At 45.1% G+C, this 25,382-nt stretch carries 19 protein-coding genes; 12 read left to right on the top strand and 7 right to left on the bottom strand.

What is annotated here, in order from left to right:
* Positions 1-14: 14 nt before the first annotated feature.
* The gene (gene yccS / locus L3V37_RS11165) at positions 15-2,168 is read right to left on the bottom strand and encodes a YccS family putative transporter (RefSeq protein ID WP_237306329.1); all 2,154 of its coding nucleotides are present in this window, start codon (positions 2,166-2,168) and stop codon (positions 15-17) included.
* A gap of 324 nt (positions 2,169-2,492) precedes the next feature.
* Between yccS and helD the strand changes: the two genes are divergently transcribed.
* The gene (gene helD, locus L3V37_RS11160) at positions 2,493-4,562 is read left to right on the top strand and encodes a DNA helicase IV (protein WP_237306328.1); all 2,070 of its coding nucleotides are present in this window, start codon (positions 2,493-2,495) and stop codon (positions 4,560-4,562) included.
* A 77-nt stretch (positions 4,563-4,639) separates the two neighbouring features.
* Here helD and L3V37_RS11155 read toward each other — a convergent pair whose 3' ends face one another.
* Complete coding sequence (locus tag L3V37_RS11155; RefSeq protein ID WP_005376571.1) at positions 4,640-5,095, bottom strand: methylglyoxal synthase; 456 nt, start codon at positions 5,093-5,095, stop codon at positions 4,640-4,642.
* A gap of 64 nt (positions 5,096-5,159) precedes the next feature.
* The gene (gene torT / locus L3V37_RS11150) at positions 5,160-6,209 is read right to left on the bottom strand and encodes a TMAO reductase system periplasmic protein TorT (protein WP_262591580.1); all 1,050 of its coding nucleotides are present in this window, start codon (positions 6,207-6,209) and stop codon (positions 5,160-5,162) included.
* A 43-nt stretch (positions 6,210-6,252) separates the two neighbouring features.
* Here torT and torS point away from each other — a divergent pair, with 43 nt between their 5' ends.
* The gene (gene torS / locus L3V37_RS11145) at positions 6,253-9,216 is read left to right on the top strand and encodes a TMAO reductase system sensor histidine kinase/response regulator TorS (RefSeq protein WP_237306327.1); all 2,964 of its coding nucleotides are present in this window, start codon (positions 6,253-6,255) and stop codon (positions 9,214-9,216) included.
* A gap of 50 nt (positions 9,217-9,266) precedes the next feature.
* Here torS and L3V37_RS11140 read toward each other — a convergent pair whose 3' ends face one another.
* The 3 genes from L3V37_RS11140 to L3V37_RS11130 all read right to left on the bottom strand — a co-directional run bounded on the left by L3V37_RS11140 (position 9,267) and on the right by L3V37_RS11130 (position 12,298).
* Positions 9,267-9,458: a hypothetical protein gene (locus L3V37_RS11140; protein WP_005376565.1), complete on the bottom strand. Its 192-nt coding sequence runs from the start codon at positions 9,456-9,458 to the stop codon at positions 9,267-9,269.
* Positions 9,459-9,476: 18 nt separating this feature from the next.
* On the bottom strand, positions 9,477-11,831 hold the full coding sequence (locus L3V37_RS11135; protein ID WP_237306326.1) for a fatty acid cis/trans isomerase: 2,355 nt from the start codon (positions 11,829-11,831) through the stop codon (positions 9,477-9,479).
* 89 nt (positions 11,832-11,920) lie between these two features.
* The gene (locus L3V37_RS11130) at positions 11,921-12,298 is read right to left on the bottom strand and encodes a winged helix-turn-helix domain-containing protein (RefSeq protein ID WP_237306325.1); all 378 of its coding nucleotides are present in this window, start codon (positions 12,296-12,298) and stop codon (positions 11,921-11,923) included.
* A gap of 294 nt (positions 12,299-12,592) precedes the next feature.
* Between L3V37_RS11130 and L3V37_RS11125 the strand changes: the two genes are divergently transcribed.
* Positions 12,593-14,140: an arylsulfatase gene (locus tag L3V37_RS11125; protein WP_130546269.1), complete on the top strand. Its 1,548-nt coding sequence runs from the start codon at positions 12,593-12,595 to the stop codon at positions 14,138-14,140.
* Positions 14,141-14,213: 73 nt separating this feature from the next.
* Here L3V37_RS11125 and L3V37_RS11120 read toward each other — a convergent pair whose 3' ends face one another.
* Positions 14,214-15,071 carry a LysR family transcriptional regulator gene (locus L3V37_RS11120; protein WP_207220439.1) on the bottom strand — a complete coding sequence of 286 codons (858 nt, stop codon included), beginning with the start codon at positions 15,069-15,071 and terminating at the stop codon, positions 14,214-14,216.
* Between the two features lie 140 nt (positions 15,072-15,211).
* Here L3V37_RS11120 and L3V37_RS11115 point away from each other — a divergent pair, with 140 nt between their 5' ends.
* The 9 genes from L3V37_RS11115 (at position 15,212) to L3V37_RS11075 (ending at position 25,328) form a co-directional block, all read left to right on the top strand.
* Positions 15,212-16,738 carry an arylsulfatase gene (locus tag L3V37_RS11115; protein WP_017635363.1) on the top strand — a complete coding sequence of 509 codons (1,527 nt, stop codon included), beginning with the start codon at positions 15,212-15,214 and terminating at the stop codon, positions 16,736-16,738.
* Positions 16,739-16,844: 106 nt separating this feature from the next.
* Positions 16,845-18,146 (top strand): anaerobic sulfatase maturase, encoded by a 1,302-nt coding sequence (locus L3V37_RS11110; RefSeq protein WP_130546267.1) that lies wholly within the window; start codon positions 16,845-16,847, stop codon positions 18,144-18,146.
* An 86-nt stretch (positions 18,147-18,232) separates the two neighbouring features.
* The gene (locus L3V37_RS11105) at positions 18,233-19,216 is read left to right on the top strand and encodes a MoxR family ATPase (protein ID WP_130546266.1); all 984 of its coding nucleotides are present in this window, start codon (positions 18,233-18,235) and stop codon (positions 19,214-19,216) included.
* Between the two features lie 12 nt (positions 19,217-19,228).
* A complete protein-coding gene (locus L3V37_RS11100) occupies positions 19,229-20,191 on the top strand; it encodes a DUF58 domain-containing protein (protein WP_130546265.1) in 963 nt (320 codons plus the stop codon).
* Positions 20,192-20,770, top strand: coding sequence for a DUF4381 domain-containing protein (locus tag L3V37_RS11095; protein ID WP_237306324.1), 579 nt, complete (start codon positions 20,192-20,194; stop codon positions 20,768-20,770). It abuts the gene before it with no gap.
* Positions 20,763-21,833, top strand: a complete 1,071-nt coding sequence (locus L3V37_RS11090; RefSeq protein ID WP_237306323.1) for a VWA domain-containing protein — start codon at positions 20,763-20,765, stop codon at positions 21,831-21,833. Before L3V37_RS11095 ends, L3V37_RS11090 begins: the two co-directional genes overlap by 8 nt.
* The gene (locus L3V37_RS11085; protein ID WP_130546262.1) at positions 21,826-23,556 is read left to right on the top strand and encodes a VWA domain-containing protein; all 1,731 of its coding nucleotides are present in this window, start codon (positions 21,826-21,828) and stop codon (positions 23,554-23,556) included. Before L3V37_RS11090 ends, L3V37_RS11085 begins: the two co-directional genes overlap by 8 nt.
* The gene (locus L3V37_RS11080) at positions 23,553-24,854 is read left to right on the top strand and encodes a BatD family protein (RefSeq protein ID WP_237306322.1); all 1,302 of its coding nucleotides are present in this window, start codon (positions 23,553-23,555) and stop codon (positions 24,852-24,854) included. The genes L3V37_RS11085 and L3V37_RS11080 overlap by 4 nt, the downstream gene beginning before the upstream one ends.
* 48 nt (positions 24,855-24,902) lie before the next feature.
* Complete coding sequence (locus L3V37_RS11075) at positions 24,903-25,328, top strand: bifunctional diaminohydroxyphosphoribosylaminopyrimidine deaminase/5-amino-6-(5-phosphoribosylamino)uracil reductase RibD (RefSeq protein WP_130546260.1); 426 nt, start codon at positions 24,903-24,905, stop codon at positions 25,326-25,328.
* The last annotated feature ends 54 nt before the right edge of the window (positions 25,329-25,382 follow it).

Genomic DNA, 25,382 nt, shown 5'->3' with positions numbered 1-25,382 from the left:
TGGTTTGAATGTTACTAACTTACCCTGACGGCAAACTTACTAGCCAGTGAATGAAGCTCTGGGAGCATGCGATAGATAAGATGAAGTTGCTGCAATACCATGCGGGCAGAGCTGTCGTCTTCATCGCGCCATTCGTTTAAGCGTTGCTCGAGTCCAGCATCATCAATATTAGATAGGTCACACTTCTCACAATGCTGGTGAAGCTGTTTATGAAGTACATCCAGATGCTGATGAATACAACGGTGAGCATCTAAAACGAGTTTATGAATTGACTCATCTTCGATGCGAGTTCTGTGCGCGCCTAATGCAGAAATATAGTTCAACATTGCGTGATTTAACGTTAGGAAGCGAAAACTTTCATCAACAGCTGCGCGATATTTGCCAGGCTCCGCCAGCATCGTACTAATCGCAGAAGAGAGTGAGGCATCATTATTGTGGGCCTGACGGCGAGCGATACGGTAGCTCAAATTGTCTTTCTTGCCGATTCTATACTGACCAATGATCTGATCGAGATACTGCTTGTTCGCCTCTATCGCATCCGACATAACTTTGTGAAGCCTTCTCGACTGCCAGTCGGGCAAAATAACTAATACAGCTCCTACTGCAAGCACACACCCGATGAGGGTATCTGCTAGTCGAGGAAGGACAACTGCGTAACCTTCACCTAGCTGATTAAATAAGAAGAGGACGAGCAGTGTAATAAAACCAGTCGCGTACCCATAGTTGTTCATCCGGAAGGCGAAAAACATCACACCAGAGATAACGATAAATACTAACTGGCTTTCTTGAGAAGGGAAAAAAGTCAGCAATGGTACACCAATCAACAAACCAGCTAATGTACCTATTACTCGCGCCGTCAATTTTTGGCGAGTGGCACTGTAGTTCGGTTGGCATACGAATAAAGTGGTTAAGAGTATCCAGTAACCTCGGTCGATGTTGAATATTTGAATGATTCCATAGCCAATCGTTAAGGCAATTGACATACGTAATGCATGCCGAAACAGCATCGAATCTTTGTGTAAATTTGCTGATATACGCTGCCACATCGCCTTTAGCGTGTGTGGGTTGGTATCGGCGAGGGTATCTTCTTCGAGGCCTTCAACATCTGGGTTGTTAATGTTATTAAGTTGTTTTTCTACCGTCGCTAAGTTATTGAATAAATATGTTAACTGCATCAGCAGACGTTTCCAGTGCCCTTGCTTTTGTTCTTCTAGATAAGCAAGAGAGTTTTGTACTTCAGCTAATGCCAGAATAGATTGATCGGTATGGGAGTATTCATTTCCTAGCTGAATGGCTAGTGCAATATCACGACACGCTTGGGCTTGAGACTCCAAAAGATATTTAAAACGAAACAGCACATCAGAACGTTCAAATTCGGTCGCTAAATCCTGATAGCGATAATGGCTAGAACTGACGCGTTCGTGAATGTCTTGAGCGATGAAATAAATATTTAAAAATCGGTCACTAGGCCCATCAATGTGACCCCGTTTCGATCGGTTAAGTAATGTGGTTTTACAAGCGTTTAGTGCCGTAACCGTGGCAGCATTGCATTTTGCAGCTTCAATCCGTAGCGGTTGTGGCGTCAAGTTGGTCACAGGATGAAAAAGCTTGGCTTTCGCATCAAGATAATTCGCCATTTGGAAGAACACATTGGCTAGGCTTTGTTGCACCGGTTGAAGGGGCCAAAATATCTGCCAAATCATGGACATGAAGTAATACCAGGCGGCACCGGTTAAAAGCAGTAGTGGCTGAAACCAAATGTTGGTGCTTTCATGTGCGCCAAGCATAGTATAAATAGCGATTAGCAACGAACCAAAAGCAATACTCGCGTACTTAGGACCTATCGCCCCAAGAATGATGAAGCCGAAGGTTGAGACAAATAATCCCAACGCAAAAGCCCAAGGGGTATCGAACAAGATTTCAATTGAAAAAGCAGCAAGTGCAAAACAGAGAAAGGTGAGAGTCAGAGCCTTGATGCGTCCAGTGAAACTGTCATCACTTTCAGCCAAAGCAGCAGCAATAACGCCTAATATTAATGGCGTTATCAGCGTGTTTTGCTCGAAGTACCAAGTTGGGATAACCACACCCAGTAAGGTAATGAGGATAAGAACGCTGTAATTTATCGTCTTGTTTGCCCAATATAGCCGAAATTTAGAAGTTGCTTGCACAATGCGCCTTATGTTTCCGATGAAGAACAGGGGGAATACTACCAGACCCACTATAGCGCGTTTATGATTTACTTTAAGAAAAATTCGTGGTTGCTGATAAAATCAGCAGGGATGCCATTGACTTATATTAAAACTGCCATGTCATGTATTTAAGATTGTAAAGCCAGCTTCAAATAACCTCAGCTTTAGGTTATTAAATCGACAGTAATGTGAATTTTATTAAAGAATAGAAGAAGAAGCTTACTTAGGTGCTCGCCGTTGCTACAATTTAGCGCCTTAAAATGATATAAATCGACAACTTCTAAACTAAAAGGCGCACGTTTCATGCAGCTTACTGCCACTAGCAAAGCACAGTTTTTTATTCAAAATGAGTACCATCACGTCGAAATAAAAGAGAACAGTGTTTTATTAAGCTCGATAGGCAGTGAAGAACATATTCCTTTTACGATCTGGAATGGCAAAGTTAGCGTAAAGCGTGGGTTATTATGGAGCTCTTTACAGTTTTTTGCTCATGAACACGAAGGCAAACAACAAAGCTGGCTAGTCCAAGGTTTACCGTGGCCACAATGCCGAAAGTTCGCGCTTGAGGCCGTTCGTCAATATCAAGAGTGGCACAACACTCAGTGCCGAAAACTGGCTGAGTATCTACCTAAGTGGGAAGAAGAGCTTTACAAACTAAAGCACTTGCCTGCTTACTTATCGCATTCTCAAGTGGTCTCCTGGGTTGAAAGTCTTAACCAAGAGTTAAGCGAGATGAAAACCACCCTAGAAGAAGCCAAAATTCGAATGCCGAATCGTATGTCGCAAATAGAGCCTTGGCTCATTGATACCTCTGAGGCGCTTGGTGAACGTAATCGCGATTGGCTAGAAGCAGAACGTCCAAATTGGGAAGTGCTGTTTAATCAAATTGAATCCTCTCCTTTGAATTTATCCCAGCAATATGCGGTATTACTCAACGACGACCACAACTTAGTTCTTGCTGGTGCCGGCTCGGGCAAAACCAGCGTTTTAACCGCACGAGTTGCCTATTTGTTGCAAAGCCATCAGGCTCAAGCAGAAGAGCTTCTCATGTTAGCGTTCGGTCGTGATGCGGCGACTGAAATGAAAGAACGCTTAGTAGATAAAGTGGGCATGGCGGCAGACGGTGTGCGCGTCAACACATTCCATCAGTTGGGGTTGTATATTCTTCAACAAGTCGAACAGCAACCTGTCGAAATTAGTCCTTTAGCGTTGGACGAAAATCAACGAACAGCATGGTGTGTAGACTGGTTGAAAAAACATTGGATGACACCCACCAACTTTAAACGTTGGCAAAAACATTTAGACAAATGGCCGATTGCGTACCTAAAAGGGGATGATGAGTTAGGAAGCCATTCAGAAAATCCAAAACTGATCGCTTGGCTAGATTCTCAGCTGTCTCATTTAGCGGCGGTAGGGTTGACCAAAAAGCAAGTACAAGAAAAGCTCGTAAACCACCAAGACTATACGCGTTTAAATAGTGAACTCGCCTTATGCTGGCCATGTTTTACTGCGTGGCAGAAAATGCTTAAAGAAAGCAACCAAGTGGATTTCCCAACCATGATCAGTCGTGCGACAGATTATGTGAATAAAGGGAAGTTTGTCTCGCCATGGCGCTTTATTATGGTCGATGAGTATCAAGATATCTCTCCAGATCGTCTGGCATTGATTGAAGCACTGTGTGAATCCACTCAGAAACAAGCAGGTGCCACGTTATTTGCTGTTGGCGACGATTGGCAAGCGATCTATCAGTTTGCAGGAGCGGATGTCGATCTTATCACTGGCTTTAAAGAACGCTTTGCTCACTCTACCGTTCATCACTTAGATACAACTTATCGTTTCAACAATCAGATTGGTGATGTAGCGAATACATTCGTGCAGCAAAACCCATCGCAGTTGCCGAAAACACTAAACAGCCACAAACAACGCAAGCAGAAGAGCGTACATACCGAGCCGAGCAATCAAGTGGAAAAGATCTTGGATCACTTGAATCAACAAGCCAAGCAAACCAAGTCAGTTTTATTGCTAGGACGTAACCATTATCATAAGCCCGATTTGTTCGACGATTGGTTGCGACGTTTCCCTAATCTCGATATTCGCTTTATGACTTGCCATGCGAGTAAAGGACGCGAAGCTGACTTTGTGATTATTCTTTCTGTGGATGAGGGGCAATTCCCCGCTAAGAAGAAGCAAACTCACATTGATGGTGCGTTGACGGAATCCAAAGACAAATTCCCTTACGCAGAAGAGCGCAGGCTATTTTACGTGGCGATTACACGTGCGAAAGAGAAGGTTTGGATCACGCATACTGGCGCGGGGTCTGCATTCGTTCAAGAGCTCGTTAATGGTGACTATCCCATCGTGACTTCCCGTTAAATGCAACGTTTAGAATGTTAAAAACAGCAAGGGCGATACTTGGTATCGCCCTTGCTTTATTTGGTTGGCATCAAAGCTTACATGCGCTCAGCAAGATAGGCTTCGTAATCCGGTACTTCGATGTCTACTTCTTGCTCAAGAAGAGGGGAGTTAAACAGGAACTTAGCGGTGGCTCGGTTCGTTGCTACAGGAATATTCCAAACACTAGCAATACGAAGAAGCGCTTTAACATCTGGGTCGTGAGGTACGGCATTCAGTGGATCCCAAAAGAAAACGAGAACGTCGATTTTGCCTTCTGAAATGAGAGCGCCTAGTTGTTGATCACCGCCCATCGGACCACTGATCATGCTCTTGATCGCAAGTCCAGTTTCTTTACTCAGCATGTGTCCTGTCGTGCCAGTTGCGTAAAGGAAGTGACTCTGTAGCTTTTCTTTGTTTTCTTTTACCCAGCGAAGTAGTTCAGGTTTGCAGTTGTCGTGAGCAACCAAAGCCACATGTTTATGGGTTGGCATGGTACGAATGGTTTTTTGCATCAAGATGTTTCCGTTTGTATGATTTTAAAATTGTTGTGACTCAATAGAACACGTTTTTGGTCTTTCAATCAACAGCCTTAACACGGAATGTCGGCCTATATTCTGACGGAGATAACGATTCTTCGATCGTGTCGTCATGAAGCGTCTTCGGAGTCAGTGGTTTGATGGTTGGTGAGGCATGTTTGTCATACGTTTTACCTCTTAAGTAATGCGTTGCTTGCATCACGGAAAGCCGACCTTGCTGCACCATTTTATCTGTTGGTGCGAAGAGCACTTTGTTACGTAACAGTCCTCGATATACACCATGACTTAAGTACACAGAAACTAAACCGATCTCCTCAGCTTTGCCGGCACTGCGCAGCTCACTGATGGCCGCTTCAATCGCCACTGCACTGCCAACAATGTAATCTATATTTCCCATATCGATCACACGTTGAACTAGGTTACGTTGTAACTCCTTGTCGTTGTCTGCCCAAAATGAGTCAACAATGTTGATATCACTTCCTTGTATCGCTTCATAAAATCCGGCAGTAACGGGTTTCGTACCACCACGAGTTCGCGGCCCCAAAAGTAAGGCAATGTTGGTTTTTCCTGACCCCTTTGGATGGCGAGCTGCCAAATATTGACCCGCTTCGTATCCCATCCAATGCCAGTCAACACCGACAGTCCCTTTTAGCAACTCACTTTGTTCTTCATCCAAGTCGAGTTGGTTCACAGTAGCAAAAACGGGAGTATTCCCCACCCAATTTTTAAGTGAGTGCTCGTAAGCCTGTGGGTCCACGGTCCCAAGGATAACTGCATCTGCTCCCCATTGGTTACACAGTGCGAGTTGTTGTTCTTGACGGGTTTTGTTTGGGTAGCCGCCCGCTTCAAGAACTCGTAGCTCGACACCTTCTCTTTTCGCTTCGGATACCATTCCATAGTTTACTGACAACCAGTATGAATCCTTTAGGTGAGGGTATATTGCACATATTTTCTCTGCGGCAACCGCTGGCAAAGAAGCAACGAGGGTTAAAGTGGCTGCAGAATGTTTGAAAAATGTGCGAAATGCGTGTTGATTTTTAACCATGAAATGAAGTTCGTTGGCATAGATTAAGTAAACACTGCAAAATATAACGTAATATGTCGCTGAACACGAACATTAAGGTCATGAAAATATGCTGCTAGCAACTGCAAGCATCGGTCGTAAACTTTTGTTGTCTTTCATTGCGATGGCAATACTGGTCATGTTATCGGCACTTATTGGTGTGTCTGGATTTTCTTTGGTTGCCAAAACCGAAAGAAATGTCGTGGATTCTGCGATTCCCGCCATGATTGAGGCGAGGCAAGTCTCTGAGTTGAGTACTCGTATTATTTCGTCTGTACAAATGTTGTCGAACGCAAGAAACGAGCAGGAAAGAAAGGAGTCAGGGCGAGTGCTGTTCGAACAGCTCGAGTCTTTACTCACTCACATCAAGGAGCTCGGGAGCGAGTCGTTCGATTCTCAATTGTTAGAAGCTTTAGAGAATAACGTTCAGAATGTTATCGACAATTTGGCAGAACTCGGTGTTTCGGTTGAAAAAAAGCTGTGGCTTGCAAAAGAGATAGATACTCGTGTTGAAGAAATGCGTCTGCTCAGTGAAGAGCTAGAACAACTAACTCGTACGCAAGTTCAGAATACAAGCACCATTGCTGTTGCTAACGTCACGCATATTTATGACTTATTAGAATCGAATAAAAAATCGCAAGTTTATCAGGCGCTAGATGCACTGGTGGAGGTCGATCTTGATCTGACTGAGCGATTGCATGAACTGCACTTGTTGGCCTTTAAAATGTTGAATCAGATTGAAGAGGCTCGGACATTAACGAATATTGAGCGAATTCAACAGGTTCAAAGTGATTTCGATAGCAACCTCAAAATCATGCAACGCCGTGTACTCGCTGTGGAAGATCCTACGCGCTCTAAGCAAATGAGCCAACTGCTCATAGAACTCGGCAAGCGTCAGGTCGTATTTTCTATACTGATGCAGCAATACGAGAATAACGAACAGTCACAACAACTGATGCAAAAGACATTAGAGTTGTTCTCAGAGCTTAATGGCACGGTCAACAAATTGGTTGATGATTCAAACAAAACCACTACCGTCGCTGTAGACCAATTGACCAGCACACTGAAATTCGCTCAGTGGTCTTTAACCGTTATTTCAATTGTTGGTTTGATTGTATTAGTGCTGATTTTATGGCGTGTGGTGTACCTTTCTGTTGTGAAGCGGTTAGCGGAATATTCCGCTGCGTTGCTGTCTGTGGCACAGGGTAACTTAGCGGTTGAGTTGGAAGTGAAAGGCAAAGATGAGTTGGCGCATATGGGGCAGGCCATCATCACGGCTCGTAATACCGCGCAAGCACTAAAAGTGGTAGCAGAGGGTGAAGCTCAAGCCAAGCGAGAGCTTGAGGAGCATAAAGAGCATTTAGAAGAGCTCGTTGAGCAGCGCACTTCGCAGTTAAAACAAGCAAACCGCCGTTTGAATGAAGAGGTTTTGAATCACGCTAAAGCTCGCAAGCAAGCAGAGCAAGCGAGCCGAGCAAAATCGGCATTCTTGGCGACGATGAGCCATGAGATAAGAACGCCAATGAACGGAGTGTTGGGGACAGCACGCTTGTTGATTGACTCAGGCCTCAACCCAATTCAAAAGCGTTATGCGGAAATCATTAATCGTAGTGGTAAAACGTTGCTCGCGATCCTTAATGATGTACTGGATTACTCCAAGATTGAAGCGGGGCATTTAGAAATTCGTCACATGGGCTTCGATTTACACCAAATGGTGGAGGACACTTTCCAGTTAATGAACAGTCGAGCACAAGAGAACAAGCTGCTGTTCTCCTACCATATTGAAAGTGATGTTAGTCGCTACTGGAAAGGGGATGTCACCAGAATCAGTCAGGTGCTGAACAATCTTGTTGGTAACGCGATTAAGTTCACTGACGAAGGAGAAATTGATATCTACGTTAGCCTGAACCCAGAGGACGAGTCGCAAGTCCTGATTGAAGTATCAGACACTGGAATAGGAATTGCCAAAAAATACCAGAGAACGTTGTTTGATGCCTTCACGCAAGCTGAAGGTGGGATGAGCCAAACTGGAGGCACGGGGCTTGGACTTGCTATCAGTAAGCGAATCATTGAAGCGATGGGCGGTGTTTTAGAAGTCGATTCCGAAGAGGGAAATGGTAGCCGATTCTGGTTCTCTATTCCGTTAGAGGAAAGCGAACCTATTGAAACAGGAACCGTGGCAACCGCACGTTGCAAAGTGAAAGCAAAGGTCTTGCTGGTAGAAGATAATGAAGTCAACCGAGTGGTCGCGGAAGGTTTTCTAGAAAGCATGGGGCATCAAGTCGTGATGGCAGAAAACGGCTCACAAGCAGAGCAACTGATCAGCACACAAGATTTTGATATCGCTTTAGTCGACATCAACCTCCCTGATTGTGATGGAACTGAGTTGATCCAACGCTTAAAGCGGATTGAGTGTGATAAGCCGGCCAATAAAGCGCTTGCCGTCACGCCAATGATTGCAGTGTCTGCGCACGTTTTTGCGGAAGAAGTTGAGCGCTATCTAGCCGCTGGTTTTGACGGATACTTGCCTAAGCCATTGGCAAAAGAGGCACTCGCGGCATTGATTCAGGATGCGCTAGACGGAAAGCCGTTGTTGTTGCCACAAAATGCCGACTGTACCCCGTTTGATCAAATTTCGCCTCAAGAACAAGAGCTACAATCAAAGGTCGTTCAAGCACCTAAAACAAAGGAACCCGATGTGGTTATCATTAATCCGAGCGTGATTGAGTCCGATATGAAAATCTTGGGCAGAGATAAGATGTTGCACATTATTAATCTGTTTAGAGCCACCAGCACCGATGTATTAAGCAAGCTGCAAGCGTCTGCTGAGGACAATGATAGTAAAGAAGTAAAGAACCTTGCCCATAAATTAAAGGGCAGTGCAGGAAGTTTAGGACTAACTGCGTTAATGAACGCTTGCCAAGCAATTGAAGCCGCACCTCAACCTCTAGATACCTATAATGCGACTAAAGATGATTTAGTTTCTCAAGTGTCTGCATCAATTCAAGCTCTGGATGAGTTAATGGCGAAGTAATCCATCGAGCTTTGAAAATAAAAAAACCTCCGGCTTTCCGGAGGTTTTTTCTATTCGGTCATGTCATCTTCCCACTCGAATCGAGTGTCTAGGGCATAAGGGTCATCATCAAAAGGATGTTCCACTTTGCCACGCAAGTATTCGAGTTGATGCTCAAGCATATTGACCGTTTCGTAGTCTCCCTCAGAACAAGCAACATAAATCTGTTGTTCAAGAGCGGCAATGTTATCTCGGATACCCATGAGAACCCCCTTAAATCATCATCGATTCTCAAAACGATTATAGTCAAGTAATCCAAATTCGATCGGTTGTTTTGTACGGTACCAATTGTGTAAACGATCGCTAAATGACCAGAATTTTTCTGAGCTTCTACGAATCGCAAAATTATCCAATAACTTAACGTAATCGGACTCGTTTTGGATGGCACTAAATTGATCGACAAAATCTTTTACTTGGTTTTCGTTGATCGAGAAAAATGCCGCAGGGTAGCTTCCCACAACGCCGCGTACAATGGTCATATCATCGTTAGCAAAGTCACGGTTACTTTCTTCATCAAACAAGCTAGAGATGTTTGTGTGTGCATTGTTGTGAAGTAAGGTGAACAGTTCATCTTCCCCTGATTGACTTCTCACCATAAGCATAGTGATTTGCGGAACGGTTTTTAGGCCTTCACCACGAACGTGGTCAATACGTTTTAGTTGCTTTTCACTACTCGCAGAAAGAGCCGTGTTTTGAATTTCGTAGCGAGGCAGAAGCACATCTGAGACATGTTCTCTCAACAACTCCACCAACTCCGTTTTTGGATCGTCACTCTTATACTGAACGCTGGTTGGTTGGTTAAACGGCTTCACATTTCGTTGTAAAAAGTCACTCAACTGCGGGCTTTGATCTTTATACCAGCTAGATTGAAGTTCATGGCGCATATCGGCGGGTAACAACGAGATAAAGTTACTTTCGCCTTCTAGACGCAAGAAGTCCATAAACATTCGTGTCATGAGCTGGTGGCCGAAGTTACCGTAAACGTCAAACCCAGCAACAAGCAGATAGTGGATACGCTCTAGGAGCGCGTAGTCAAGAATCCACACTGTTTTAGGCTGCTCACCAACTAACCCTTGAACAACAGAAGCACTATCAAAATGGCGGAATATCGTTAATGCCGCATTATGGTTGGTGCCATTACCATCCCAAATTACATCGGTGGATAGGTTTTCACCTTCTTTAAACCAGTTATTAGTGAACTCAGATTTAGCCTCTAGGTAGCGAGCTTGTTGACGCGCGTACTTGACCCAGTTGGTAACAGGTAGCGTGTTACTTTCTTGTTCTGCCGGTAGTTTTAGATTATCAGCCTGAGATCGGTAAAACTCATTTACTTCTGGGATGTCTGCTTTATCTGGATCAAGGAAAAACACCCAAAAGCGATCATTGATAACATTCAATGCCAGTTGTCCACGACAAACTGGGCCTTTGATGTATGCCATTATTGTATTTTGCGCATTATCTAGCATGAACTTAAAGCGCGATTTCACTGGAAGGTCGATGAATGATGTCATCGGGTTTGCAGCAACTTCTGGTTCATAACTCGGTAGCTGGCTAACCGTGTAATCAGCATTAATAAACCAAGTTTTCCAGTTCTCGATGCGTTGCTTGTTTAACGCGAATGGCATGTGAGTTTTATCTACTATGGTCCCTTGCTCTGGAATAATTCGATAAAACACACGTTCAACCCCTGGATCATCGTACGGGCGACGCGTTGAAATACGTTTGACGGGCTGTCCTGGTGGTGTAGCAGAGCGGACGAGCGTGAAGAATCGGGGATCTTCATCGAGTTCCGAAAAGTAGAGATGAGATAAAAATAAATGCTCATATATATACCTAGCCATCAGCTGATTTTTCAAATCAGAGTGGTTAAGTAATGCTTCGTACTTATCTATTTGCGCTTGCTCTTTCTCACTAACAGGTCGGTGAACGTTCATTATTGCGCCGTTTTCCAACCAAGTCATGAGTGTGTGGTATTCACTGTTTGATAGGTTTGGCATACCAAAAGGCATTCCCCAGGTCGGGTTATCCTTTTCGTATTGCTCGTATTCTTCAATCGTCGGACAGGTTTGCTCTCGGTCTATCGAAAAGTCAAAGCCTTCTAACTGGACTTGGTCAGGCAATGGGTGGCGCTCTTTTTGTTGTAGCAAACGTGCGATAAGGCCTGCATCAATGTTGGCTGCCATGCTTTGATCACGTTCGTTGAGAACCGGATGAAAACCCGCATCGCGCCACTCTTGGGTTGTTTCTGCATCTTCGAATAAGCGTGTTGGTGCTGCGGCTGTGAGTCTTGTTCCTTCATATACCAGTGCTTTACTCGCACCACGGTCAATGCCCTCAACAGAAGAGAGCTTAAGCTGACATGGTGCATCGTAGCACGCGTGGCAGACGACACAGCGGTTATCCATAATGGGTTTAACTTCGCTTTGGAAGAAGTTTGCTTGAGGGGTTTCCACGTCAACTGTGCGTTCACGCACGAGCTGTGGACCAAACAGTTGGTCATAGTTAAGACCAGCATAGGTTGCACAGCCGGTAAACAAAGTAGCAATGCAAAGTGTAAAAATTAAGCGCAAATTCATTGAGTTATTTTACGTGATTAGAATTTGCATTAATTAAAGCAAAATAAGCGGTCAATTACCAAACGTTGGGTCAATTAGCGTTAATTTTTCTATTGATTGTCTGAGCGCTTGAAAATGTAACCCTGGCGGTGGACTGTCTGAATTCTGTCTGTCGGAACGCCTTCGTGAACTAGACGCTTTCTCATTCTGCTCATGTGCATATCGAGTGCCCGATCATGTTCAGTAAATTCACGTTTTAATACTGTTTCGTAAAGAAAAGGCTTACTAAGTACTTGATCTTGATGGTGAGTGAGAGTTTGTAGCAGCTTAAATTGAATGCTTGTTAACTGAACAGATTTCTTGTTTGGCAAGTAATTGAGTACCACAGAGTGAGTGCGCTTATCTAGTAATAGCTCCTCATCATTATGGTGAACGCCGTTGTGTTGGCATTGGGAAGTTTTTCCATTTGAAACCTTGGAGTCAAGCACACGGACACCTTAATTATTAATAGTAGTAAAACGTATTATCATTAATATTTATATAAAAGCAATCAGGTACTTTTAATTCGTATTGTGAGGTGCGTAGATAATTTAAATGTTTGGAACTTGAGGAGAGTCTACAACGACGTAAGCAAGAGGATGTAGAAGGGGAGAACCTTGTCATAAAGGGAGTCAAAGTTCGAAAAAATAAAGAAAATTTCCACATGGGAGCTAGCTTATTTTTTGTTTCTCTACTATACATTTTGATGCAAGAAGCATTTTCTAATACACACAGGGGTTTATATGACAGTGAAATATGGCGTTAAACGTCGGTTAGCCATTCTTGCTGCTGCTTTTATTGGCGCTACGAGTAATAGTATAGCGGCAGAAAAACCGAATATCCTCGTCATTTGGGGCGATGATATTGGTCAGTCCAATCTCAGTGCTTATACGTTTGGTTTGATGGGGTACAAAACACCAAATATAGACAGTATCGCCAAAGAAGGCATGATGTTCACTGACTATTACGGTGAGCAATCTTGTACAGCTGGCCGATCGACGTTTATAACTGGGCAGTCTGTCTTGAGGACTGGGTTAAGTAAGGTAGGCTTGCCAGGTGCTGATTTAGGCCTGAAGGAAGAAGATGCAACGATAGCGGAGATGCTCAAACCTTTAGGTTACGCTACTGGACAGTTTGGTAAAAACCACTTAGGTGATAAAGATGAACACCTTCCTACTAATCACGGCTTCGATGAATTTTTTGGCAACCTTTATCACTTGAACGCCGAGGAGGAACCAGAAAACGTCGATTATCCTAAAGATCCTGAATTTCGTAAAAAATTTGGACCAAGAGGCGTAATCAAGTCATTTGCTGACGGTAAAATTGAAGATACAGGGCCATTAACTCGTAAACGTATGGAAACTGTGGATGAAGAAACGTTAGATGCGGCCCTTGATTTCATTGATCGTTCAGTGAAAGCTGACAAGCCTTTCTTTGTTTGGTGGAACGCAACTCGTATGCACTTCCGTACCCACGTTAAAGACGACAATTCAGGTAAAACTGGTATTAGCGAGTATGCGGATGGTATGGTCGAGCATGATAATCACGTCGGTCAACTACTGAAAAAAGTGGATGATTTGGGTATAAAAGACAACACCATCGTCTTTTACTCCACCGATAATGGTCCTCACATGAATACTTGGCCGGATGCTGGTTTAACTCCTTTCCGTGGTGAGAAAAATACTAACTGGGAAGGTGCGTACCGAGTTCCTGCGATGGTACGTTGGCCAGGAAAAATTAAACCAGGTTCGGTTTCCAATGAAATTATGCATCACATGGATTGGTTACCAACTTTTGTAGCGGCTGCCGGTGATAATAAAATCAAAGAAAAGCTACTTGATGGATACAAGGCGGGTGATAGAACCTACAAGTTGCATCTCGATGGTTACAACTTCTTACCTTACCTAACGGGTAAAGAGGAGAAAGGTCCTCGTGAGGAGATCTTTTATTTTTCGGACGATGGTGATTTAACTGCTCTCCGCTACAATAACTGGAAGTTGGTCTTCATGGAGCAACGCGCAAAAGGAACCTTACGTATTTGGTCTGAACCATTTACGACTCTGCGAGTACCTAAGATCTTCAACTTGCGTATGGACCCGTATGAAGTAGCGGATATTACCTCGAATACCTATTATGATTGGATGATAGATAGATTGTATATGTTGGTACCAGCCCAGGCTTACGTGGGTAAATTCCTTGAAACGTTCAAAGAGTACCCTCCAAGGCAAAAAGCTGCGAGTTTCTCTCTCGACCAAGTTATGGAAAAGCTTCAAGAAAGCCATAACGAATAACACGATAAGAAACGTTACATGAGGCTCCTATAGGAGCCTCTTTTTTATTTCTAGATTACTTTTAGCGCCAGAACTACAGAGAGATAGGCTCGTAATGTGCTGTTGTTAAGCATATTTTGATTTTTTCACGTAGAGCGATGTGGGCTGGGTTGTTTACTTCTCGCTTATGGTAGACGAACTTGTAAGGGATAGAGCGTATCGAAATGGGGCAGGGCAAAATTTGAAGTTTGAGCGCTTTGCTCCACTTGTTTGCAAAAGATTGAGACACGATCCCTAAACTGTCTCTTTGGGCGACATACAGCGCCATGCCCGCTAGCGAAGATGTGATCAAGTCGACTTTTCTTTCTTGAATCGTTTCCTTTGCTAGTTGCTCGAACCCCGACATGTTGTTCCACTTTCCTGAAAATAAACAGTGAGTTTCCTCATAAAATTGCTCTTTTGTGAGCGTGCCTTGCACACGAGGGTGGTTCTCACGACAGATAACCACTGCTTCTTCTTCATAGGCATCTTCAATAATAAATGCTGCATCTTTCGTGATCACCGTATCGATTACTAGATCGACTTTTTGTTGTCTTAACAGCTCAAATAGTAGGAATTTTTCGGGTGGTGATTCATAAAAAATAGTGTTCTTTATCGGATCCATAATGTGCAGCAAAATTTCCGAACAACACACTTCAAAATGATTTCTATCAGATATCGCATTGTCAATAATATTAACCGCTTGCTGGAATTGCGGCAGTAATTGATAAGCGGTGGAGGTTAGTGCGATACCTCGTCCTTTTTTAACGAATAATTGCTTATCGACGACTTGCTCTAAACGCTTTATTGCAGCGCTCACAGCAGGTTGTGTAAGCCCCAATTGTTCCGCGGCTTTTGTATAAGATTGAAACTCCGCAACAACAAGAAAAGTTTGGATCAAATTCAAGTCCATAACGTCACTCATAAATTTAATTTATAGGTTAACTAATTTTGACTGCATTTATCGCCTGAAACTAGTGCTTTATCTTATATCAACAATGGTATTGAAAAGCGAATACCATTTTTACGCACTAGCGAACTCTTGGAGATAATATGAAAAATGCGACCAAAACGAGCAGTAAAAAACTCGTACTTAACGCATGTACGTTAGCTTTGGGCGCTGCATCTGCAGTTGCACATGCAGCGGACAAACCCAACATTCTTGTCATCTTTGGTGATGATGTTGGTTACTGGAACCTTAGTACCTACAACCAAGGCATGATGGCGTACAACACGCCAAACATTGATAGCATTGCTAAAGAAGGTGCGAAGTTCACTAACTTCTACGCGCAGCAAAGCTCGACAGCAGGCCGTTCTGCATTCATCACTGGTCAAATGCCAAAACGTACAGGTCTATCAAAAGTGGGCTTACCAGGCGCTCCGGAAGGTATCTCGGAAAAAGATCCGACGATTGCAACCGTGCTTAAGCAAATGGGTTACGCAACCGGACAATTTGGTAAGAACCATTTAGGTGACCGAGACGAGCATCTTCCTACCAACCACGGTTTTGATGAATTCTTCGGCAACCTATACCACTTGAACGCAGAAGAAGAGCCAGAGAACGTGGATTACCCTAAAGATCCGGAGTTCAAGAAGAAATTTGGCCCTCGTGGCGTTATCCATTCTTACGCTGACGGCAAAATCGAAGATACCGGTCCACTTACGCGTAAGCGTATGGAAAATGTTGATGGTGAGTTTCTTGATGCCGCAGAAAGCTTCATAGAAAAACAAGTAAAAGCGGACAAGCCGTTCTTTACTTGGTTTAACACCACTCGCATGCACAACTTCACGCATGTTCCTGAAGAATACCAAGGTAAAACAGGTGCCGGTTTCTACGCGGATGGTGTTAAGCAGCACGATGATCAAATCGGTCAGCTACTTAACAAGATCAAAGAGTTAGGTGTGGATGACAATACAATCATTGTTTACACCACTGACAACGGCCCTATGGTGGATTTGTGGCCGGATGCAGGGATGACACCGTTCCGCTCAGAGAAAAACACTGGCTGGGAAGGGAGTTTCCGTGTGCCAATGTTGATTAAATGGCCTGGAAAAATTGAGGCAGGTAAAACATTCAACGGCATGATGTCATTAGAGGACTTTTTCCCGACACTAGTTGCTGCGGCAGGTGATACCAAAGTTAAAGACGAACTGCTAAAAGGCAAAAAAGTTGGCGATATGGACTACAAAGTTCACCTAGACGGTTACAACCAATTGCCATATTTAACGGGTAAGTCAGACAAATCCGCACGAAATGAGTTCGTTTACTGGAGCGACGACGGCGATCTTGTGGCATTGCGCCAAGGAAAGTACAAGTTCCACTTTATGATTCAAGAGAATGAAACGGGTATGGATGTATGGCGTAAGCCGTTCACTAAACTTCGTGTGCCACTGATCTTTGACTTGAGCATTGATCCATTTGAACGAGGCGATCAAGGCATGGGTTATTCTCGTTGGATGTACGAGCGTTCATTCTTAATGATGCCAGCAATGGATACAGTGAAAGAGGTGATGGGTACATTCAAAGAATTCCCTCCTCGTATGGAAGCAGGTTCGTTCGTACCTAAGTCTTCTAAGTAAATTAAGATTATATAGCGCTTTTTGGAGCGCTATATACCCAAATAGCTTCACTTTTGCTGTACAGCGCTCACGAGGTTATTTGGGTATATGTAATAGTGAGAAACGTATGAGTAAGATTTCCCCTCGCCATTCTACTACTATGCCTATTGTTCCTCTTAAAACGGCGTCTAAAGCGCCGGTTCTGGGCGCGTATGACCGTCGATTCCATGTGATGGCGAAGCCAGGCGGAGCAAAGTGCAACATCGATTGTCAGTACTGCTTTTATCTGCATAAAGAAAATCTACTGCACCAAGAAAAGCAGCCAAAAATGGACGACGCAACACTGGAAGCGTTCGTGAAAAGCTATATCGAAAGTCAGGATGGCGAAGAAATTGTATTCTCATGGCAGGGCGGGGAGCCGACGCTGCTTGGGTTGGACTATTTCCGCAATGTCGTAGCTTTGCAAAAGAAATATCAGCCGAAAGGCGTTCGCATTGAAAACGACCTTCAGACCAACGGCATTTTGCTAAACGATGAGTGGTGTGCGTTTTTAAAAGAGCACAACTTCCTAGTTGGCTTGTCGATTGATGGACCACGAGAGCTGCACGACAAATATCGCAAAACCCGCAGCGGTAAGCCAACGTTTGATCTCGTGATGAAAGCGGTAGATAAGCTCAAAGCGCATGGCGTGAAATTCAACGCGTTGGTCACGGTGAATCGTCACAATGCGAAATACCCGCTCGAAGTATATCGATTTTTAACCCAAGAATTGGGTGTGACTTATATTCAGTTTGCGCCGGTGGTAGAAGCCAACAACTTCCAAACAACCGCGCCGCAGTTTTGGAACGAACAGATGATCCCAACCAAAGGCAGTGATCTGGCTAAACCGGGGCATCCTATGTCTGTTGTAACGGATTGGTCAGTCGGTCCTGAAGACTGGGGACGCTTTTTAATGGCGACCTTTGAAGAGTGGGTGAATAACGATCTTGGCCGTGTGCTGGTTAATCTGTTTGAAACCGCGGTGGCGCAAGTAATGGGGAAACCGTCTCAGCTTTGCGTGACGGCGGAGTTTTGTGGCAAAGGGTTGGCGATTGAGCACAATGGCGACGTGTTCAGTTGCGACCACTATGTGTATCCAGAATACAAACTCGCCAACATTCATGAACACTCACTGAATGAAATGGCCTTCTCTACAAGACAATATACTTTTGGCATGGCAAAACGCGATTCATTGCCGACGTATTGTAAGCAATGCCCTTACCTGCCTTATTGTTGGGGTGAGTGCCCCAAAAATCGTTTGATCAAAACGCCGAATGGTGAGAGTGGTCTAAACTATCTGTGTGTGGGAATCAAAATGTTCTTCGATTATGCGTTACCAATGTTGGTTGGTCTTGCACAGCTCCTCAAGTCTGACGAGCCGCAAAAATAATATAGCGAATATAACCTCAAGTTATTTTATTTGTTCTTATACTTAACTATTGAAAAAGGCGGCTTAAACCATTGAAAAGGTACCCTATGAATCACGCACAACAAGCGATAAATGAACTCATCGAACAAGCAGAAAAAAGCGTTATTGGACAAAGCCACGTGGTTCGAGCTTTAGTTATCGGGTTATTAACGAACGGGCACATTCTGCTAGAAGGTTTACCGGGAACGGCAAAAACACGTTCCGTAAAATCCTTGGCGAACTTGTTAAACACCAGTTTTGGTCGAATCCAGTTTACGCCGGATCTTTTACCATCTGACGTGACGGGCACTGAGGTTTATCAAGAGCTGGATGGCAAGCCGCAACTGCACTTTCAGCCAGGGCCAATTTTTAACAGCATTGTACTCGCTGATGAGGTCAACCGTGCACCAGCCAAAGTACAAGCCGCACTGCTTGAAGCCATGGCCGAAGGCACAATCACGGTAGGCGATAAAACTCACGTATTGCCGGACTTATTTATGGTGCTTGCAACGCAAAACCCTGTAGAGCAAGAGGGCACGTACCCGCTGCCAGAAGCGCAAATGGACCGCTTTATCATGAAGGTTACCGTCGATTATCCAGAAGATGATGCAGAACGTGACATCATTCGTTTGGTGCGCAGTGAAGAATTGGGTGCGGAAACCAGCAGCGAAATTATTACGCCAAAACACATCGAGCCAGACGTGGTGCTAGAAGCGCGTCGTCAGTTACCAAACATCGTGGTATCAGACCTAGTGGAAAACTACATCGTTGCGTTAGTGATGGCGACTCGTAAGCCAGAGCGTTATGCCGATTCAAACTTAGCAAAATGGATTGAGATTGGCTCTAGTCCTCGTGCTTCCATCGCTCTCGACAAATGCGCTCGTGCGTATGCGTGGATGCAAGGACGTGACCACGTTACTCCTGACGATGTGCGTGCCATGGTTCCGTCTGTATTGGGCCACCGTTTTTCTTTGACCTACGATGCACTAGCAGACGGAGTCGATCACCAACGAGTCGTACAAGAGCTGCTAGATTGTGTAGAAATTGGGTAAGTGGGAGGCATTATGGCTAAGCCAACTCTTGCGCCAAAATCACAGGGGATGGATCCCCGTTTGTACTGCGATTACGCTCGTTTAGTACGTCTGCAAGCACAAGCAGAATCATTCAGTTTACTTCCTCACCTAAAGGCGGGTAGCGTACTCTCTGGCCGACACAATTCGTTGTTTCGCGGTCGTGGATTGAACTTCGAAGAGCTGCGCCATTACCAATTGGGTGACGATATTCGTAACCTTGATTGGAAAGTTACGATGCGTACAGGTAAGCCGCACGTACGCAGTTATACAGAAGAAAAAGATCGCAACGTAATCGTGTGTGTCGACCAGAGAAGCACAATGTTTTTTGCTTCGACGCAAGTAATGAAATCGGTTGTCGCGGCAGAGATCGCAGCGATGTGTGGGTGGCGAGTATTAAAAGATGGCGACCGAGTCGGTTTTGTCATCGCATCCCAGCAGGCGTTGTTTCACAGCAAGGCACAGCGTTCGCAAAACGATCTTCTGGCGCAGCTTAAGCGTCTCGCTAGAGCCAATCAATCGCTCAATGTGGACTCCCGCAATTCCGAAAAAGTAACGTTCAGTCAATGGATTGAGCTCATTAAACGCATGAAGCTCAAGCAATCCACTTTGATTTTTATCAGCGACTGGAGCGACTGCGAGGAGCACCATCTTGATCACCTTAAACAGCTGCAACAGCACAATGATGTTCTCGCAGTGATGGTTAGTGACCCATTAGAACAAACGTTACCAGACGATTTGGCAAAATCGAAATGGGTGGTTGGTGATGGGCAGTATCAACTCAACTTAGACAGCAAAGCAAAGGTAGAAGCTGCGAGCGCAAAGCTTGAGGCTCGAACTAGCTTACAGCGTCAATCACTCTCTCAACTTATGGCGATGAAACACCTTCCACACATCGAACTCGATACGACAGGTGAGCACATTAAACAATTCCAAAAACTGGTAGGAGGGCGTTAAATGAGTGATCTTCCTACGCCTCCGAGTACCTACATACTCAGAGAGCTGCATGATGTGGCTGTACCACCCAGCGTGAGTTGGTACCCGCAAACTATTGGCTGGAAAATTTTAGCGGCGGTTGTGCTCATTGCATTGGTGTATGTCGTATATCGATTGGCTCGGCAATGGTGGCATAATCGTTACCGAAAAGAAGCTCTAATGGCGATTTCGCAAATCAAATCGAGCGACAAAGATATGCCTAAAGCATTGTTCTCGGTGCTTAAAGTAGTGCTGATTCATATTGATAGCCGCAACGCGAAATTGTTTGATACCGCCTTTCTGCGCAAGCTCGATGCGCTGTATCCGCAAACCGAAGATTCTCAAGCAAACTCGCAAATGGTTTTTAACGATGAGCTTTCAAAGTGCTGGCTACAAAGTATTGTTGACCCAAGCGTTACGCTAACCAACGAAGAGCGAGTAACGCTTATTGCTCGTGCGAAAAACTGGGTGAGTGAGCACCGTTGTGATGCTCAAAAAAGCGCGGCAAATAAATCACCACGATTGAAACGCAAAGCACATCAGGGAGGTCAACATGAATGATCTTCTTGCATCGATAACTGGTTTGTCTGGTTTTGAATTTGCTCACCCAATGTGGTTTCTGGTTTTGCCCTTGCCGTTGGTGGTGTACTACTTGGTGCCTGCATATCGCACTAAGCAAATGGCGATCAAAGTGCCGTTTTTTAGTCAGCTGGTGGAAGCGATTGGCGAGACGCCATCAGAAGGTGCAAGCCAGTTGATCCCGAGTTGGTGGCAACGAGCAACGTTAATTCTCTCATGGCTTTTGGTGGTGTGTGCGATGGCAAAACCCACCGTGTTAGGCGAACCTCAAGTTCGCGAGAGTTTAGGGCGCGATGTGATGGTGGTGGTGGATCTTTCGGGCTCCATGGCCGAGCCAGATTTCACCTCACGTACAGGCGAAAAAATTTCTCGTCTTGATGCGGCAAAAGAAGTGCTGTCGGAGTTTGTTCAGTCTCGTAAAGGTGACCGATTAGGCTTGGTGCTTTTTGGTGATGCTGCTTTCGTGCAAACGCCATTTACCGCAGACCAAAAAGTGTGGCTCGAACTGCTTAACCAAACCGATGTGGCAATGGCAGGGCAGAGTACCCATCTTGGTGATGCGATTGGCTTAGCGATTAAAGTTTTTGAGCAAAGCGATAAGTCGCGTGGTGCTTTAGAACAAGATCAAAACCGTGAAAAAGTCGCGATTGTATTAACCGATGGTAACGACACGGGCAGTTTTGTTGAACCGATTGATGCGGCGAAAGTTGCGAAAGCCAAAGGCGTGCGAGTGCACGTGATTGCGATGGGTGATCCGGAAACGATAGGTGAAACCGCGTTGGATATGGACACGATTCATCGCATTGCGAAAGAATCCGGCGGTGAAGCGTTTGAAGCACTCAACCGTGATGAACTATCGGTTGCCTACGACGAAATTGGCAAACTGGAACCTCAACTTTACGAAAGCACCACATACCGCCCAAAACAAAGCCTTCATCATTACTTGATGGTGTTAGTGGTCATCATGCATTTGCTCGCGTTCAGCGTCGCAACACTTAAAAGAAGGGCTGTTACACGATCATCATTAGGAGAGAGCGATGTTTGATTCTCTTAGTTGGACGCAATTCTTTACGCAGTTTCATTTTATTCGACCACTGTGGTTACTGGCTTTGGTCCCCATGTTTTTCTTGGTGTGGTTACGCTGGCGAGAAGAAAGCAAGCCAAGCTGGAAGGATATTCTGCCCGAACATTTACGCAATGCTTTGACGATAGGTGAGCGAGGCTGGCGTAAGCAACTGCCGCTTAAGCTCTTGATGCTGATTGTGTTCATCGCCATTGTGATTTGTGCAGGCCCAACGTGGCAACGAGAATCTTCTCCCTTTGGCGAAGATAAAGCCTCTATGCTTGTGGTGCTTGATAACAGCGACTCGATGCTGCAAAAAGATCTCCCACCAAGCCGCCTTGAGCGTTCCAAACAGAAAATACGCGATTTGCTAGCCGCGCGAAAAGGCGGAAAAACGGGTTTAGTCGTGTTCGCGGGCAGTGCTCATGTCGCGATGCCTATAACTCAAGACAGCAAAGTATTTGACCCATTTTTGGCGGCCATTACGCCAGAAATTATGCCCGTGCAAGGTAAGCTTGCCGAAAAAGCCTTGCCGTTAATTGATCAACAATTGCAAGGTCAACCAGGCTCCACCGTTCTGTTGGTGAGCGACGGTGTGAACCCGGCCACGATTGAGCAATACCAAGCGTATTTCTCGGGCAAACCTTATCAACTGTTAATTCTTGCGGCAGGGAACGCTGGCATTGTGAGTAACAACCCAATGGATTTGGATTCTCTACAAAAACTGGCCAGCCAGACCAACGGTCGATTGGTGGAAGTGACCGTCGATAACAGTGATATCGAGCAACTGAACCGATACGTTGAGCGCAATATGCAGCTTAATGGCGAATCTTCAATGCCTTGGAAAGACATGGGGTATCAACTTCTGTTCCCAATCGCGCTGATCATGATGCTGTGGTTTAGAAAAGGGTGGTTAGTGCAGTGGTGCGTGATTGTAATGGTGAGCGGCACGTTATTGATGCCAACCAGTGCAATGGCCGAGAACATTTCAGTTAAAGCCGAGCAGCCACAAGTTGTGCAAAAAGTGACGGCTTTCGACAAGGTGGCGCAATGGTGGTGGGATTTGTGGCTAACGCCAGATCAACAAGGACAGCGTTTGTTCAACAAACAAGCGTATTTAGAAGCCGCGAAACACTTTGTCGATCCATTACGCAAAGGTACGGCTTACTACTACGCTAGCGAGTTTGAACTCGCGCACAGTGCGTTTTTGGAGATGCAAAACGACCCGTCCGAAGAGGTTCGAGATTACGGTCTTTATAATGCGGCGAGTGCATTGGCGCGTCAGCGTGAATATTTGGCTGCACGTGACTTGTTAAAATCCCTAGCCAACAAGCCAACGTTGAGCGAGAGGCTAAGACCGGATGTTGAGCATAACTTGAAAGTGATTGGTGGTATTGTAGAGGACATCAACCGGATGAGTGAGAGTCAGGCAGGAACAGAGCAAGAAGCATCAACCGAGCTAGGCGATAACCCTCAAACCGCAGAAGGGGCGGATGAAAAAACGTCAGCGGAGTTGATGATTAAAGAGACGTTAAGTGCAGACGACATCTTAGGTAGCCAAGAATTAGCCGACAAATGGTTAAAGCGAGTCGAAGCGGATCCTAAATACTTCTTAAATGCGAAGTTTCAGATTCAATTGCGTTCAATAGAAACCGGAGAATCAACCTCTACTGCGAACGAAAATACAGAGGAGGCGGTGCAATGATGAAAAGCCACCGTTTTACGCCCTTTGCTTTACCCTTGTGGTTAGTTATCTGTTTCGGTTCCCTCCTGAGCAGTAGTGTGTTGGCTCAAGATATTCGTGACGTTCAACGAGAGCATGGTGTTGAGTTACAAGCGTGGGTTGGTCAACAACCAACGGCTGGAGAGAAGCGGAAAACACCAAGTTTTAGCGTCAATGAGCAAGTTATTTTAACCATCGAAGTGGCAACGCCGCGTTGGTTTACGGGTGGTACGAGAATTGGCAATATTGAAATACCCAATGTTATCGCCAAACAGCGTAATCAACTAGCAACCAACTTTACTGAGCAAAAAGAGGGGCAAACTTGGTCGCGTCAACGCTGGGAAGTGACTTTGTATCCTCAAGCTTCTGGTGATTTTGTGATTCCACCTGTCGCAGTGGGCGTTCAGGTGTCTGCGCCGGACGGCGAGAAGGTGTCAGGCACACTTTACACGCAGCCGATTAAGTTCAAAACCGTCTTGCCATCGGGCCTGCTGAGTGGTGAGACACCTTGGTTTGCTGCAACAGATGTAGAGGTAAAGCAAGAGTGGGATACCTCCACTGAGTCACTCAAAGTTGGGGATGCAATCACGCGTAAAATCACCATTTCGGCTCAAGATTCACTATCTGTATTGCTACCAGACTTGTTGAAAGGAGAATCAACAACCCGTTATCAAGCGTATCCTCAACCCTACCGTTTGACAGATACGCAAACACGTGGTGATTACCAGTCAACACGCACAGAAGAGAGCGTGTACGTGATTCAACAAGGTGGTGAATTAACCCTGCCAGATTATGAGTTCCGTTGGTGGAACAGTAAGACTCAGCAAGTGGAAACGGTGATGTTAGAGGGCAAAACTTTTGCCGCGAAGCACACGTTGAAGTCCTTCATCAGAACGTACTTTGCATGGATTGTTTCCACGCTTGTATTGCTGGGTTTTGTGATTATTTCATTGGTAGCCATTAAACGTTACTACCGCAACAGACCGACACCAGCATGGTTGACGTTCCACCGTTTCTTAAAGGCTAAACGTTGGTCTGAAGCAAGGACCATATTGTACAAACAATTGCGTTTAAATACGGCAGAGCTGGAAATGAGCAAAGCCGATACGAGTGAATCGTGGCAAAAAAGTGCGTCGCGAATGCAAAGTGGTGAAAATAGCGCTTATTTAATGAAGTCGATGTGGCGCAAAATCCAGACCAAACAAAAACGCTTTAAATTCCGTATTCCGCGAGCGTTACCAGAACTGGACAAAGTCATTGGAAGAGATGGCAATGAATAAAACGGGGCGCTAATATAGCGCCTCGTTTTATTAGAGAATAGAGTTCAAATGAGCCAAGAGTTTATGCGCCGCGCATTGGAAGTGTCCAAAAATGCGCTTCCTGAGTGTCAACCCAACCCGCCGGTTGGTTGCGTGTTAGTGAAAGACAATCAAATCGTTTCTGAAGGTCATACTCAAGCGATTGGTGGCAATCACGCGGAAGTGGAAGCGCTGAATGCGTATCAAGGCTCGTTAGAATCGGTGACGGCATACGTTACGCTGGAACCGTGTTCGTTTGTTGGTCGCACGCCAGCTTGCGCGGTGACATTAGTCAAATCCGGCATAAGCAAAGTCGTCGTAGCCATATTGGACCCCGACCCCCGCAACAGTGGCCGAGGTATCGAGATTCTAAAACAAGCAGGTATAGAGGTAGAAACGGGTTTATGTGGAGAGGAAGTCTGCGAGTTTCTTACCCCTTACTTAGGCAAAGCCTAATCCAAGCTTTATGTTGCACAGTGATGCCAGTCTATGTGGTGAATGAAATGCGTC

The sequence above is a fragment of the Vibrio sp. D54 genome (assembly GCF_021728075.1).
Taxonomy (GTDB): Bacteria; Pseudomonadota; Gammaproteobacteria; order Enterobacterales; family Vibrionaceae; genus Vibrio; species Vibrio alginolyticus.
This window is presented reverse-complemented; position numbering and strand designations above follow the sequence as displayed.

Coding starts and splice junctions, on each gene's coding strand:
- L3V37_RS11075 (WP_130546260.1), top strand. CDS start 24,903: ATGAGCCAAGAGTTTATGCGCCGCGCATTGGAAGTGTCCAAAAATGCG.
- L3V37_RS11120 (WP_207220439.1), bottom strand. CDS start 15,071: ATGGACTTGAATTTGATCCAAACTTTTCTTGTTGTTGCGGAGTTTCAA.
- L3V37_RS11155 (WP_005376571.1), bottom strand. CDS start 5,095: ATGCAAAAAACCATTCGTACCATGCCAACCCATAAACATGTGGCTTTG.
- torS (WP_237306327.1), top strand. CDS start 6,253: ATGCTGCTAGCAACTGCAAGCATCGGTCGTAAACTTTTGTTGTCTTTC.
- L3V37_RS11100 (WP_130546265.1), top strand. CDS start 19,229: ATGGCTAAGCCAACTCTTGCGCCAAAATCACAGGGGATGGATCCCCGT.
- L3V37_RS11115 (WP_017635363.1), top strand. CDS start 15,212: ATGAAAAATGCGACCAAAACGAGCAGTAAAAAACTCGTACTTAACGCA.
- L3V37_RS11140 (WP_005376565.1), bottom strand. CDS start 9,458: ATGGGTATCCGAGATAACATTGCCGCTCTTGAACAACAGATTTATGTT.
- L3V37_RS11080 (WP_237306322.1), top strand. CDS start 23,553: ATGATGAAAAGCCACCGTTTTACGCCCTTTGCTTTACCCTTGTGGTTA.
- L3V37_RS11095 (WP_237306324.1), top strand. CDS start 20,192: ATGAGTGATCTTCCTACGCCTCCGAGTACCTACATACTCAGAGAGCTG.
- L3V37_RS11110 (WP_130546267.1), top strand. CDS start 16,845: ATGAGTAAGATTTCCCCTCGCCATTCTACTACTATGCCTATTGTTCCT.
- L3V37_RS11135 (WP_237306326.1), bottom strand. CDS start 11,831: ATGAATTTGCGCTTAATTTTTACACTTTGCATTGCTACTTTGTTTACC.
- L3V37_RS11125 (WP_130546269.1), top strand. CDS start 12,593: ATGACAGTGAAATATGGCGTTAAACGTCGGTTAGCCATTCTTGCTGCT.
- L3V37_RS11105 (WP_130546266.1), top strand. CDS start 18,233: ATGAATCACGCACAACAAGCGATAAATGAACTCATCGAACAAGCAGAA.
- L3V37_RS11085 (WP_130546262.1), top strand. CDS start 21,826: ATGTTTGATTCTCTTAGTTGGACGCAATTCTTTACGCAGTTTCATTTT.
- L3V37_RS11090 (WP_237306323.1), top strand. CDS start 20,763: ATGAATGATCTTCTTGCATCGATAACTGGTTTGTCTGGTTTTGAATTT.
- helD (WP_237306328.1), top strand. CDS start 2,493: ATGCAGCTTACTGCCACTAGCAAAGCACAGTTTTTTATTCAAAATGAG.